Genomic DNA, 14,561 nt, shown 5'->3' with positions numbered 1-14,561 from the left:
TATTTTGAAAGTCATAAAAGTTTAAGAATCAAGTTTAATCTGAAACGTTGATTGTTCGAAAGAACAAGAAACGTGAAAAGTAAAGATGACCAAAGTCATCACAAATTCACTGATCAAAATCAGCGCTTGAGAATAATCTTCACACAAAAATTTAAGTGACATAAGCGATCAGCTTATGTGAGTCGTAACTCATACTTAATTGCTTGAGACTAAAATTTTTTGGTCAAGCTATTAAGGGCTATTGGTGGATGCCTTGGCATTAACAGGCGATGAAGGACGCGAAACCTGCGAAAAGCTTCGGTGAGCTGGAAAAAAGCATTGACCCGGAGATATCCGAATGGAGCAATCCAACCAGAGTAATGTCTGGTTATCCTTAACTGAATCCATAGGTTAAGGAGGCGACACCTGCCGAACTGAAACATCTAAGTAGGCAGAGGAAAAGAAATCAAATCAGAGATTCCCATAGTAGCGGCGAGCGAAGTGGGAAGAGCCCAAACCACTAATTTATTAGTGGGGTTGTAGGACTCATCACAATGGCTAGCGAACTTTAGCAGAACATTTCTGGAAAGTTAGGCGATACAAGGTGAAAGCCCCGTATGCGAAAAAGAGAGCTAGCTAGATGAGCACCTGAGTAGGGCCGGACACGTGAAACCCGGTCTGAATCCGGAGGGACCACCCTCCAAGGCTAAATACTCGTTAATGACCGATAGTGAACCAGTACCGTGAGGGAAAGGTGAAAAGAACCCCTGTTAGGGGAGTGAAATAGAACCTGAAACCAATAGCTTACAAACGGTCGAAGGCCTATGCCCAATAATTTGGGAATGGCTGACGGCGTGCCTTTTGCATGATGAGCCAGCGAGTTGCGTTAAATGGCAAGGTTAAGGGATCTCATTCCGAAGCCGAAGCGAAAGCGAGTCTTAAAAGGGCGTTAAGTCATTTGGCGCAGACACGAAACCAAGTGATCTATCCATGACCAGGTTGAAGCAAGGGTAACACCTTGTGGAGGACCGAACTAGTAACTGTTGAAAAAGTTTTGGATGAGTTGTGGATAGGGGTGAAAGGCCAATCAAACTTGGAGATATCTTGTTCTCTTCGAAATAACTTTCGGGTTAGCCTCGGACAGCCCTTTACAGGGGTAGAGCACTGAATTCACGCGGGGGTCTTACCGACCTACCAAAGGAAATCAAACTCCGAATACTGTAAAGTCGTCCGGGAGATAGACAGCGTGGGATAAGCTACGTTGTCAAAAGGGGAACAGCCCAGATCGCCGATTAAGGCCCCTAATTCTATGCTAAGTGAGTAAGGAAGTGGAGTTTCTAAAACAGTTGGGATGTTGGCTTAGAGGCAGCCATCATTTAAAGAGTGCGTAACAGCTCACCAATCGAGAAACTCTGCGCCGATAATATCCGGGACTAAAGCATAGAGCCGAAATCGCGGGTTTATTCTGTTAAAGAATAAGCGGTAGGAGAGCGTAGTATGCAGCGTCGAAGATGTACCGTAAGGAGCGTTGGAGCGCATACTAGTGATAATGCATGGCATGAGTAAACGATAAAGGAGGTGAAAATCCTCCTCGCCGAAAACCTAAGGTTTCCAGGGTAAAGTTCGTCTTCCCTGGGTTAGCCGGTCCCTAAGCCGAGGCTGAAAAGCGTAGGTGATGGAAAGCAGGTTAAATATTCCTGCGCCACCTAAAACATTGGTGACGGGTCGACGGAGTACGTTAAGCGCGCGGACCATTGGATGTGTCCGTGGGGCAATGAGGTTGGTTAGTAGGTAAATCCGCTAACGGAAGACCAGGTTGTCACTAAGGGAAACCTTCGGGGGAACCGATAGCGTAGCGCAAGGCTTCCAAGAAATAGACTCTAATCGTTGATGGTGACCGTACCAAAACCGACACAGGTGGGTGGGAAGAATATTCTAAGGCGCGCGAGAGAACTCTTGTTAAGGAACTCGGCAAATTATCCTCGTAACTTCGGGAGAAGAGGAGCCACAAGTTGTGATAGCACTCGCTGCTAAAGCATCCTGTGGCCGCAGAGAAATGGCCCAGGCGACTGTTTAACAAAAACACAGCACTATGCAAAGACGTCTAAGTCGAAGTATATGGTGTGATGCCTGCCCAATGCCAAAAGGTCAAAAGGAGATGTTAGCACGTTAAGTGCAAAGCATTGAATTTAAGCCCTGGTGAATGGCGGCCGTAACTATAACGGTCCTAAGGTAGCGAAATTCCTTGTCGGGTAAGTTCCGACCTGCACGAATGGTATAACGATCTGGGCACTGTCTCAACAAGAGACTCGGTGAAATTGTAGTAGCAGTGAAGATGCTGTTTACCCGCAATAAGACGGAAAGACCCCGTGAACCTTTACTGTACTCTGATATTGGCTCTTGACTTGTCATGTGTAGAATAACCAGGAGACTAAGAAAGCTCATCGTCAGGTGGGCTGGAGTCGTCGTTGAAATACTGGTCTTGATAAGTCGGGAATCTAACGAAATCCCATGAAGCTGGGATTCGGACATTGTCAGACGGGCAGTTTTGCTGGGGCGGTATCCTCCTAAAGAGTAACGGAGGAGTCCAAAGCTTGCCTCATCGTGGTTGGCAATCACGAGTAGAGCGTAAAGGTATAAGGCAAGTTAACTGTGAGACCTGCAAGTCGAACAGAGACGAAAGTCGGGCTTAGTGATCCGGCGGTGGAATGTGGAATCGCCGTCGCTCAACGGATAAAAGGTACTCCGGGGATAACAGGCTTATCGCCACCAAGAGTTCATATCGACGTGGCGGTTTGGCACCTCGATGTCGACTCATCGCATCCTGGGGCTGAAGAAGGTCCCAAGGGTTTGGCTGTTCGCCAATTAAAGCGGTACGCGAGTTGGGTTCAAAACGTCGTGAGACAGTTTGGTCCCTATCTTTTGTGGGCGTAGGATACTTGAGAGGAGCTGCTTCTAGTACGAGAGGACCGAAGTGGACGAACCAATGGTGAGCCGGTTGTTCTGCCAAGAGCATTGCCGGGTAGCTATGTTCGGAACGGATAAGCGTTGAAAGCATATAAACGCCAAGCCTCCCTCAAGATAAGGTATCCCTATCAGACACCATATAGACCATGTGGTTAATAGGTTGGGTGTGTAAGCGCAGTAATGCGTTGAGCTTACCAATACTAATCGGTCGATCGGCTTGACCACCTTTTTTTCTAAAGGATGAAAACCATTCCCTTTAGCACAAACAGTGTGGTGCGAAATAAAAAATCAAGCGTGTGAGATTGTTTTCAAGAGCTGATTTTGATAAGTGAAACTTAAACCTTTTATGATTTTCGTTTGGTGGCATTAGAGAAAGGGAAATACCTGAACCCATTCCGAACTCAGAAGTCAAGCCTTTCATCGCCGATGGTACTGCACACAAGAGTGTGGGAGAGTAGGTCGCCGCCAAACTTTTCTTTTTGGCCTTAAAACACCCCGTTTTAAGGCCCTTTTTTTTGCCTCCTTCCTTTTCTTTTAGGCTCCCTTGCCAACTGCCTGTTATTTGCCCTGGCATCCCCCAATAAAGCTATTCATGAATTCGCTCATGTTTTTTATTTAAAGGAAATTGAGAAAAGATAAATAAATTATCTGAAAACAAAATTGGGCAAAATTTTCTACAAAAATATGAAAAAATCATAATGACTTTGGCGAGAATTTATCCAATACAGAATTAAATCTAGAGCTAATATTAGCGTCTCAAAAAATTCAGTCGAACGAAAGGAAGTCAACATTATCGATAAGCTATCATCAAAATGATGCCAACTTGCTTCTACTTTAAAAGAAAACTATTTCTGCTAAAGTTACCGTTAAGCTGTTGTATCCAAGGTAGACAAAAGTTTTATTTGCAGGAATATAAAAACTTAAATATTAAGGGGATTTATTAAGCAAATCGACGAGATGGTTTGTGACAGAAAGCATTTTAATAAGAAAACCATGCAATTAGATAGTTGATTAAGAAACTTTAAACGATAAAGCAAATAACAAGACATTGTTAGTATTGTTTTCAATATTTCTTAAAAGTAAGTATTTTTTTATCCGCCATAAATTATTTTTTAGAGTTTTTAAAGGATCCAAGAGTAAATCTATCAAAAATTTTTTGGGAGAGAGGACCACTAAATAAGTTTTTTGCTGATAATAAGACAAGTTAGGTGAAATGTTAATACTAATAATTGCTAATACAATACCTTTAATAATAGTTTGAAGTTAATAATAAAACTTTTCTGAATTGGGAATAATTTATACATTTTAGTGTTAATAATTTTTTAATTTAATAAATAAATTAAATTTATCTATTTAGGTGTTTGTAATAATTTTGTTTATTAAAAAGATTACATTGCGGACAACGATTGAGTTCTTTTATATTTTCTTCTAAATAAGCAAAGTGACAATATTCGCATACAAATAAAGATTGTTCTGTTGAAAAAATAGTTTGCTTACGTGTTCGATAATGGGAGTAAACCCATGTTCCTAATAAAGCACTTATGGTAACACCCAAGTAAAGCATAAACGCTGTTGTAAAGTTAAGCTCAATCATTTTTAACCCCTATTAGTAAATGACAAAATTTAACCAACCTGATACTGGTACAAAGGTGGTTGAGAAAGACTTAAATTTTGTATTTAAAAGGATTTGCTCGGTAAGGAAATCTTTCTCAACGACTCCACTCGACTGAACACGTTCATACCAAAAAATAACTCCAGATTTTTCATCTAATTTTACTTTATAATTTATATAATAAGGATCTTTAGCTGGATTGTTGAGCAATATTTTAGATTCTAGGCGAGGATCAGAATTTGATAAGGGATAAGCAGATAAATCTCCCGAAACATATAGTGTAATGGCAGGTTTTTCTATGGTTAGAGGAGGTGAATAAATAGGCCAGTATTTTTCTTCTATAGAAGCAAAATCGATTAATTGAAGTTGTGTTTGATTTTGAAAGTGAGAGACGGGAAAGAAATAGGAGAGATTGTCAATCGGTGTTGGAGGGGTTAGATATTGAACGCTTTCGTCTTCTTGTAGTAGAAGGAATGGAGAAGAAATCTCGAAAGAAGGCTCCGCTTCTACTTGAATTGGAGGATAAAGAAAAGTTGAGGTAATTTTAAAGGGTTTAATATGAAATAAAAGGATTGCAACGAAATGCATGGAGAGTGCAAACACCAATGCTTTGATCAGTAAAGGAGAAAAAAATGTATCCCGGTGCCTTAAAGAGATGGTAATATGACAACTTTTTGCACATTTTTCTAGTTTCAACATCTCAAAATTCTTCCAAATGTTCTAAAGGTTGATAAACAAGCCTTAAATGTGGGCAGCATTCTTGTGCAATTGCAAAGAGCTTTAAAAATAATCCATACTCAATGCGTCGGTCTACACTTAAAACAACGGTGGGCCAAATACCTCCATTTTGTTTTTTTAAATTTTGTATTTCATTTTCTAAATCGCTCTGCAAGGAAGAAAAATCGACAATGCTTTTTTTGGATCCTAAATAGATGACTTGTTGGGCATCCATCACTAAAAGAAGCTGAGTTGTTAGGGGAGTAGAGTCTTTTTTTAATTGAGGATTTTCAATATTCAATGATTTCAGAGGAAGAATATCTGAAGTCACGATAAAAAATATAAGCATCAAGAAAATAACATCAACAAGGGGTGTTAAATCAATTAATGCATTCGAGGACTTTAAGCGAGTTTTAAATTTCATTAAAACTCCTCTTCACGATCTAAAAGGAGATCAACAATTTCTGCAGAGGCTGTTTGAATTTCTAAAACAAATCCTTCAACCCTACTCACCAAATAATTATAAGCTATTACAGAAGGGATTGCCACTACCAGTCCAGCCGCAGTTGTAACTAGAGCATATTCCATAGCCTCTCCAATCCTTGTGGCAGAAATATCTACAAGTCCACTTAAACGCATTTCTGAAAAAGCTTGAATAAATCCTAAAACAGTTCCTAACAGGCCAATTAAAGGTGCAATGTAAGCAATAATAGATAAAATTTTGGCGTTTCTCTCAAGACGGGCAATTTCTACAAGCCCTGAAATTTCCATGGCTGATTCAATTTGTTCTTTATCACGATTATGTTTGATCAATCCTGCTTTGATAATAGTAGCAATTGTTCCGCCAGTTTTTTCACAAATTTGAATAGCTTCAACAATATTTCCTTCTTTAATTGTTTTTCTCATAGAGATAATAAATTGATTAGTATCAATTTCTGATTTTTGTATTTGCATCAATCTTTCAATAAAAATCGTTACGCTTAGAATTGAGCAGCCAATGATGATTAATAAAATAATGTTCCAATTAGAGCCATAAAAAAATAGATTTGCTAAACAGGGTTCAAACAATAAATAGTCAATAGGCATAATCTTTTTCCATTTTTTCTTTTGCTTTTTTGCTCCATTCGCCCCCCTTTTTTGAGGTAGCATCCAATTGCTTCAAGGCAAGCTCAGGTCTGCCTTGTTGAGTATAAATATCTGCTCTTAAATACATAGCTTTAACCCGTAAACTTGAAATGGCTTCGTCATTAATGACTTTCGAGAGAAGTAACATAGCTTCTTCTAGTTGTCCCAGCTCTTTATAACACTGACTTTGTTGAATCCATAAATCCAATTTTTCATCGGGACTTAAGAAGTTGAAAGCATGATTGACTTCTTCCGCTTGTAGAAAATCATTTAAAGCTTGGGAGTAATTGTATTTTTTTTGAGAAAGTACTCCTTTTTCATAATAAGCCTTCGCAAGTAAATAATTGTTTTCTGTAATATTCTGCTGAGCTTTTTGAGTCAATTGATCGAATAATTGATAAGCTTCATCTATTTTATTTCGTCTTGTATATGTTTGCGCGAGTCCAAACTCTGCTTCTTGTAAGATTTTAGGATAGGATTGATCTTTAAATAGAGTAGTTTGGATAAGAGGATTTGGGTTATGAAAGACCTGAATTAGTTCTTTAAAAACATCTTCGGTATATTCCAAATAAATCATTTTTTTGGTTGATGTGGATTGATCGGCAATTGCTAAATTTGCTAATGCTCTTTCCAGCATAGCCTGATACTTGATATGAATGTAGTAAATTGTGTCGATAGGGGTTAATTTCTTTTTTTCAAATAACTCATCAAATTTACTTTCTGCCGATTGGAAAGCGGCAATCGCAGCAATCTCATCTTTTCGGCGATGAGTCTTGCCATTGTAAGTCATGTGGTTTTTTAAATGGTCAAGGCCAATTAAATAATAAGCACTAATTACGTAAGGGCTTTCAGAAAATAATTCTGGCATTGCTTCTAAGTGCTTAATCGATTGTCGCTGTCCTTGCATATATTCTCGGTAAGAAAATAAATTAAAATATGCTGGGGCCGCAAAAGGGCTTTGAGGATAATTCAGATAAAGAGTCCTTAAATGTTCCTGCCTCACTTGTTCATTATTTAAATGGCTGCAACAATCGGCCATCCAAAAAAGAATTTCACCTATTTCAATGGAATGAGGGTAACATTTAAAAAAGTCAGAAAAATGATTGTAAGCAGCTTTCCAATCATTTTCTTTGGTCAATAAAATTCCTTGAAGCTTGAGAATTTTTTCATTGGTTTTTTGATCAAAGTTGGGAGAGGTTTTTAAAAGGGTTTTTGCATTCAAAAGGTTTTCTGAATCAGGATTTTTTATGGAAGTGACAATTAAACCTGCTAAGATTAATAACTGACCTGAATCAGGACCATTTTTTGTGAGCGCAGTCAGGAGTTTAAAAGCTTGTTTTTTTTTAGAATCGTCTGATTGATAAAAATTCGCTAAAATCTGATTTTTTAAGGCATCTCCTGCGGATTGCGGTTGAATATTTAAATAGAGTTGATGAGCCTGTTTGAACGATAATGCCGCTTCTTCAAAATAAATATTAGAGAGAGGAAGTGAGGAAATAGATAGGCATTGAATTTGTCCTTCTTCTAGCTCGTTTAAACCTTTCAAATACCAAGCATCGGCTTGCAAAATGAGATCAGATTGGGCATCTTGAATAAGCTTATTATACTGTTCAATTCGCTCGACTCGACAAGGAGCAGCATTTGCAAGTTTGAGCTTTGCTTGCCTTTGACCTTCTTTTGTGTTAAAGGTGGCTAAATTTTTCAAAATCTCTTTAGCTTGCTGGTAAGCATTTGGATCATTTAAACGAGCTGCTTTCAACAAATAAAAATCGCAGAGAAGAAGATTTTTTATTTCCTCAGAAGTATTTTTTAAAATTGCTTCTGCTTGTGTCAGGAAATCTACTACTTCTGCCTGATCTGTGGCTTTCTCAGCTAATTTAAAAAAGCATTTTACTAAATGAGCTTGAACTTTTTTTTGATAAGAGTTTGAAGTAAAATTGACTTTTTGTAAGTAAGTAATTGCTTCTTGGTATTTGCCATCTTGAAAATACATCATTCCTTCTAAATAATTTTTTTCAAAATGAAGAGGATGAGTATCGGGTAATTTATCGTGCAAATGTAAAAGGGAAGCCTTTGCGGAAGAAGTTTCTTTATTTAATAAAGCCATTCTAATGAGATAAAGCTTTGATAAATAATACATAGTTGGCTCAAGGGGAGACCACTCAATTTTTTTTAAAAAAAAAGCGGAATCTTTTGACTTTCCTAAATAAAAGTAATTGATCCCTTTTTCAAAATTGATTTTATCACCTAATGCAGTATCTCGATCACTATCTATTGTATTTAAAATATTCAAAGCTAATTGATAATTTTTCTGTTGTCGATAGGCTAGGCCAATCAAATAGTTTTGATAGGGGGAGTGAGGGTTGGAATCCTGAGTCAATAAATCAATAGCGAGCTCAGGTTGATGTAATTCTAAGAGGCAGTGAGCTTGTGATAGATGCATTGATTGACAAAGCTCAGGTGTCGTTTCAAAATGTTCATCCATGAAAAAATAATAGTGCAGAGCATCTTCATAGTGTCCTTCAGCTTTTAACCTTTCAGCATGTTGAAATTTTTTCGAGGAATTTAAATCTGCCAACTCTGCTGATAGAAAGGTTCTGCAGCTAATAATATAAAAAAAGAAAAACAGGCATTTTTTCATCAGTCCTCTGAGAGTCAATTTATCTAAACAATATAGCAGAATGGCGACAATTTTTCATCATGTCTCTAAAATCATCGAATGAGTTTGGGAGTCTTGACTCTGCTATCACAAGCTAATTAACGTTGAATGCAATTAGAATGAACTGGCTGTGTGGATTAAGACTGTGATTTAGAGGTTAAATCGAAATTTGATTTGATTAAAGATTTAATATTTATTGACCTCTGAGTATTAAGAAAAGAGTGAAAAATACTCTACAGCAAACTTTAAAACGTTTTTGATTTCATTTATATGAAAGAGAAAATGAAATTTCAATCTAGGTTCAGATCTACTTCAAAAGAATGGGGATTGAACGACAAAAGGTCCTAAATGGGGTGTTTTTTTAAAAAAAATGAAAAAAAATTGGAATTTATGAGAAAAATGTTGCACAATATATCCAAAGTTAATATTTAGTTAATGGTGAAATTATAACTCTAAATAGGAGGAGTTCAAAACATGTCATTAAAAGACACATTTAAAAATTTAAGAGAATTATTATCAAATATCACTTCAGATCTGGAAAAGTCTGAAAATGGTAATAAGGCAGCTTCTCAACGCGTTCGCACAGGTACAGTTAAATTAGAAAAAATTGCTAAATTATTCCGTAAAGAGTCTATTGCTTCTGAAAAGAAAACAAAAGGCCAGAAAAAGCCTGCAAAAACAGCTCCTAAAGCTGCTAAAGCCCCAGCTAAAAAAGCCGCTGCTCCAGCGAAAAAAGCAGCAGCACCCGCGAAAAAAGCTGCAGCGGTAAAAGCAAAGCCAAAAGCAAAATCAACAAGCTTTAGACCAAGACAAATGTCTGTTAAGCGCGCAACAGCTAAGATTCCTACAAGAAAAACTAGCGCATAAGCCAACTTGGCAAAAAAAGTTTCAGGGGGGTTTTATAAACCTCCCCTTTTCTTTATTCTTCTTTTTACCCCCTTAGTTATTTAAATGAAACAACGTTCAATTGATGTCCAAATTAAAGAATTTTCAACTGATGGACACGGAATGGGCTCAACCCTCCTCCTATCAAATCAAAAAGAAATTCAAGTGGAAGTTCCTTTTACGATTCCTGGGGATCAGGTCAATGCTATTTTATATAAAAAAACGAAAGACAAATATTTAAGCCGTTTGCCAAAAGTAACCATGCCTTCAAATAATCGTATTGACGCGCTATGCATGCATTTTGGTTCTTGTGGAGGGTGTTGCTGGCAACAATTGCCTTACGAGCTGCAGTTAAAGCAAAAAGAAAAATCTATTCAGGATCTTTTTAAACCCTACTTGAATGAAAATGTAAAATGGCATTCAATTATTCCAAGTTCTCCTTGGCATTATCGGAATAAAATGGAATTGACATTTTCAAGCGATAAAGCTGGTCGTCGCTATTTGGGATTGATTATGCAAGGAACACGCGGACATGTATTTCAAATGAAAGAATGTTTATTAGCGAATGGGTGGTTTGCTCAGGCCGCTAGAGCTATACAGAAATGGTGGGATAATTCAGATGTACAAGCTTACCATGCTATTAAAGATAAAGGATCTTTAAGAACATTAACGCTACGAGAAGGTTTGAGGACAGGGGACCGCTTAGTAATGCTTACTGTATCTGGTAATCCTGATTATGCCTTAACTAAATCCCAATTACAAAGTTTTGTCCAGGTTCTACGGGATTCTATAGAGCTTTCTAATTCTGATCAAAAGTTATCAGTTTTTCTACGAATACAACAAATTGCAAAGGGAAGACCTACCAACTTTTATGAAATGCTCCTGTATGGTCCAGATCATATTCGAGAAAAACTCTATTTACCGGATGTCAATGAAGCTATTCAAACATTGAATTTTCGAATTAGCCCTTCAGCATTTTTTCAACCTAATACTGAGCAAGCGGAAAAGCTTTATAGCCAAGCTTTAAAGCTAGCCGATTTATCTGCTTCTCATGTTGTTTACGATTTATATTGCGGAACTGGGACGCTGGGAATTTGCTCGGCTAAATATGTCAAAGAGGTTATTGGAATAGAGTTAAGTCGAGAATCTGTGTTAGATGCAAGAGAAAATGTGAAAGAAAATGGTCTTTCGAATGTTACCATTAAATCGGGAGATGTGGGACAAGTTCTTGAAGCACTTTCGCAGGAAAACTCTCTAAAGCCAGATGTTGTAATGGTAGATCCTCCTCGGATCGGTTTAGATGCGAAAGCGATTAAACATATTTTAGACCTTAAAGCCCCTAAACTAGTTTACATTTCCTGTAATCCCAAAACTCAAGTGATGAATTTGGGCCCTCTCATAGATGGGGGATATCAATTGCAAATTGTCCAACCTGTTGACCAATTTCCCCAAACTGTTCATGTGGAAAATATCGCTTTGTTAACACTCCCATAAATTTTTGTAAAGTTGATTTTTAAATTTCTTCTATTATTCGGTTATTTCAAAAATTAATTCTCAATATTAGTATAAGTTTATTTCTATAATTTGGTATAAACTCAGTCAAAAGTATTTTTTTAACGAATTAGAACAAAGGAAAACAAATGAAATTTAAATTATATGCTTTTTTAACAACATTGCTATTCCTGTCAAATGGTTATCTATTTGGTGAAGGAGAAGATGCCCTGCCTCCTCCAGACCAAAGTTTTTGGCAGACTCTCGTAATGATCGGAATTGCTTTTTTATTTTTTTATGTCATTTTATGGAGACCAGAACAAAAAAGACGTAAAGCTTTAGAAGATCAGCGAAGTGCCTTAAAAAAGGGAGATCGGGTTGTTGCAATGGGGATTATTGGAACTGTGGTTCGATTGGGAGAGCAGACTGTCATTGTTAAAATGTATGATGGAGCCAAATTAGAATTTTATAAGGCAGCTATCACAGATATTTTACCTGAAGCAGATGAAAATGATAAAAAAGTAGAATTACTATCTGAAGATCAGTAGAGAATAATCATGATTAATCACTGCTATTAAATAACAAATTCAGTAGTAGTGATTAATTTCAATATAAAAGTTTGAATAAAAAAAATAATTGAAGATGCAAGTGTTTTTAAAATATCTGTTAAAAATTTAAACTCTCACAAACGCTTCTTGTCTATGTTCAAATTCTTTAAAAAAATTAAATTCATTTTGAATAAAAATTTTTCGAAATTCTTCCTTAATACTTGACTGAGTTTTCTCGTTTAACACAATACCTAAGTTTTTTTCATAAAAATCCCGAGAGTTTTCGTTTAAACAAGACAAATCTAAATTTGACAATGCATCTGTTAAATGTTGTAGGGGTGTGTAATCATTTCCCTTTTTATCTTGTATTAATGACTTTGGATGAAAAGAGGCATTAATATCTTTTATCTTGAATCTATCTAATTTGTCTTTAAGCTGATTTTGATAAGTTAGATTTTCTTGTTGATAGCTTTCAAGCTGGCCAATAAGCTTTTCAAGCTTTAATTCTCGTTCCGATGCAGTTTGAGGTTTCAAGATGAATTTTTCAAGTACTTTGACGCGAATAAACAATTGAAACCTTCGAACAAGATAATGAAAATAATACAATTGGGCAACAACTTCAGCTTTTTTCAATTGTAAGTATGCTTGGTACCCTTCCAAACTATATTCGTTAGGTTTATAGCCAGATCTACAGAGGTGGCTTATTCCAGCTAAAAATAAGTTATCAGTTGAGCATCCTCCTCTCGAAGAGAAGATAGAAACTAAACCTATGCCTGGAATAGGAAGATCTTTCACCAAATAATGTAAAAAGGATTTATTTAAATCCCAAAAGGTCGAAGGCATGAAAATAGCAAATCGTAAAATAAGTAGAAAGATACGTAATATTTGTTCACATATATATACGTTCAATAAGGTTGCTTCTATTTGAATTTTTGTAAGTAAAGCAACTCGACTTCCTTGCTCTGTTAACTTTGCAACTGTTTGTTGATAGTCTACCCATTGTTTACATAAAATCTTTTGAAGTGTTCCTGCCTGTAGTTGGGCATTCCACTGTTGCTCATTATTAGGAGCTCCTTCAAAGTTTAAATTCAAATGATGTTCTTTTAATTTGGATGTACCTGTTTCGAAAGACAGTGCTGTAAGATCGTCGAATAAAGGCTGTAAATTAATGCTAGCAATCATCAAATGTTTTTCGTAAGCTTCTTTTTCTTTGGATAGATGAGAAAGAATTGTTTCCGAGTTGATTGCTAACCTTTGACCTTTATAAATTTGGTAGCGATTCGATAAAAATAGTACAAAACGATCATTTGCTAAGTTTTCTTTCCATTCTTCCATATCGACAGGAAGTTCGATCCGAATAGAATATTTCTTTAAAATTTCTTGAATATTATCGATTGTTTGGCAATTAGATAAAGAACTTAAGAATTGATCAATATCTATTTTTAGTTGCTCTTGGTTATTTACTTCTGCCGTTACATTAACTTGAATCATTGGAGCAGCTAAGTCTGCAATCCAATCTTCTTTCACTGCACTTATCCCTTTAAAATCTAGTAAATCTTTTATAGAACTTTTAAAATCATAAGCATTTTTGACGCATTTCTTTAAATTATGAGAACTCCAGTTAGCACAAATAAAGAAAATTTTAGGTAAAGCGCGAGGAAGAATTTCATGGAAACCGGCTTTTATTAAATTCTGCCAGCGATTGCTTAGCGCTATTTGTTGTTGTTTAGCTATATTTATGTAACACTTGTTAATTCTTCTTTCTAATTTCTTTTCTAATTTAATATGAGAATATTTTGCACAAAGTTGATCTAACTGCTTTTTAGCTTCTTGCTGAAATGACCATTCATTGACATTCGATAAAGAAGCTTTTACAGGTTTCCCCGATTTAATAGAGGTAGCCAAGCATCCTAAAAAGTCACAAATTTTATTAATTAATTCGGAAGGAAAGCTGGGAGCAATATAGCCTTTAACATATTCATGATTAATGAAAGCTTGAACATTTTCTCGAATAGTGTCGACATGTTTAACACTATTAAAAAAAAAATTATCAATATTTTGATTGTGCTTTAAAAGAACGCTTTGAAATTCTTGATGCCACTGGCAAAAATCTTTGATAAAATCTAAGTAAATAAGATCTTCAGCATTAACCGACTGTTTATCTTTCAAAAACTCCATACCCACTTTTTCCAAAAGATGTTTTCTTTCGTTAAAAAAAGTAAATCTTTTAGGATTAAAGATCAAAGAACCTTCTTTTAAGAATTGAGAGAAAATAATTGGAAGATTAAAACTTGATTCATTAGAAGCGTTATTAAGTGGCATTTCCGATGTTGCGAGCACTTGTTTTAATGCTTCAGAAACTTGCATAAATATCTCTTAAGTAGAGAGTTAAGATTGGTTAAAAAAATCCTAATTTGAAATCTAACATAAAAAACAAAATATGTCCAAGATAAAAATTAATTTATAAAAGTAAAAAAGCAGAAAGATTTATCCGAGTTTGGATAAAAAGATCATTATAATTTTTCTTTGAAAATTAAGCGTTAAAAATTAAGATTGATAGGTTTAAAAAAAGAAATTG

9 protein-coding genes and 2 rRNA genes are annotated in these 14,561 nt (G+C 36.0%); 5 read left to right on the top strand and 6 right to left on the bottom strand.

What is annotated here, in order from left to right; genetic code table 11:
• The first annotated feature begins 221 nt into the window (after window positions 1–221).
• Both TY19_RS10640 and rrf read left to right on the top strand, forming a co-directional pair.
• Window positions 222–3,171, top strand: a 23S ribosomal RNA gene (locus TY19_RS10640).
• A 131-nt stretch (window positions 3,172–3,302) separates the two neighbouring features.
• Window positions 3,303–3,417 (top strand): 5S ribosomal RNA (gene rrf, locus TY19_RS10635).
• Between the two features lie 874 nt (window positions 3,418–4,291).
• On the opposite strand, the gene TY19_RS10630 is transcribed toward rrf, so the two are convergent.
• The 5 genes from TY19_RS10630 to TY19_RS10610 are packed head-to-tail and all read right to left on the bottom strand — an operon-like array spanning window position 4,292 to window position 8,978.
• Window positions 4,292–4,540, bottom strand: a complete 249-nt coding sequence (locus TY19_RS10630) for a hypothetical protein (RefSeq protein WP_042282419.1) — start codon at window positions 4,538–4,540, stop codon at window positions 4,292–4,294.
• A 12-nt stretch (window positions 4,541–4,552) separates the two neighbouring features.
• The gene (locus tag TY19_RS10625; RefSeq protein ID WP_042282417.1) at window positions 4,553–5,257 is read right to left on the bottom strand and encodes a hypothetical protein; all 705 of its coding nucleotides are present in this window, start codon (window positions 5,255–5,257) and stop codon (window positions 4,553–4,555) included.
• 1 nt (window position 5,258) lies between these two features.
• Window positions 5,259–5,699 carry an ExbD/TolR family protein gene (locus TY19_RS10620; protein WP_011176094.1) on the bottom strand — a complete coding sequence of 147 codons (441 nt, stop codon included), beginning with the start codon at window positions 5,697–5,699 and terminating at the stop codon, window positions 5,259–5,261.
• Complete coding sequence (locus TY19_RS10615; protein ID WP_039360327.1) at window positions 5,699–6,361, bottom strand: MotA/TolQ/ExbB proton channel family protein; 663 nt, start codon at window positions 6,359–6,361, stop codon at window positions 5,699–5,701. The genes TY19_RS10620 and TY19_RS10615 overlap by 1 nt, the downstream gene beginning before the upstream one ends.
• Entirely contained in the window at window positions 6,351–8,978 is a 2,628-nt protein-coding gene (locus tag TY19_RS10610) for a hypothetical protein (RefSeq protein WP_226988520.1), read from the bottom strand. Before TY19_RS10610 ends, TY19_RS10615 begins: the two co-directional genes overlap by 11 nt.
• Before the next feature lie 555 nt (window positions 8,979–9,533).
• Between TY19_RS10610 and hctA the strand changes: the two genes are divergently transcribed.
• The 3 genes from hctA to yajC all read left to right on the top strand — a co-directional run bounded on the left by hctA (window position 9,534) and on the right by yajC (window position 11,983).
• Complete coding sequence (hctA, locus tag TY19_RS10605) at window positions 9,534–9,926, top strand: histone H1-like protein HctA (RefSeq protein WP_039360321.1); 393 nt, start codon at window positions 9,534–9,536, stop codon at window positions 9,924–9,926.
• A gap of 84 nt (window positions 9,927–10,010) precedes the next feature.
• Window positions 10,011–11,438, top strand: a complete 1,428-nt coding sequence (gene rlmD, locus TY19_RS10600; RefSeq protein ID WP_042282412.1) for a 23S rRNA (uracil(1939)-C(5))-methyltransferase RlmD — start codon at window positions 10,011–10,013, stop codon at window positions 11,436–11,438.
• Window positions 11,439–11,584: 146 nt separating this feature from the next.
• Window positions 11,585–11,983: a preprotein translocase subunit YajC gene (gene yajC / locus TY19_RS10595; RefSeq protein WP_042282410.1), complete on the top strand. Its 399-nt coding sequence runs from the start codon at window positions 11,585–11,587 to the stop codon at window positions 11,981–11,983.
• 126 nt (window positions 11,984–12,109) lie between these two features.
• On the opposite strand, the gene TY19_RS10590 is transcribed toward yajC, so the two are convergent.
• Window positions 12,110–14,350 (bottom strand): hypothetical protein, encoded by a 2,241-nt coding sequence (locus TY19_RS10590; protein WP_042282408.1) that lies wholly within the window; start codon window positions 14,348–14,350, stop codon window positions 12,110–12,112.
• Between the last annotated feature and the right edge of the window lie 211 nt (window positions 14,351–14,561).

The sequence above is a fragment of the Candidatus Protochlamydia sp. R18 genome, assembly GCF_000648255.1.
Taxonomy (GTDB): Bacteria; Chlamydiota; Chlamydiia; order Chlamydiales; family Parachlamydiaceae; genus Protochlamydia; species Protochlamydia amoebophila.
The sequence above is the reverse complement of the archived record's forward strand: the minus strand, read 5'-3'. Positions and strand labels throughout refer to the sequence as shown.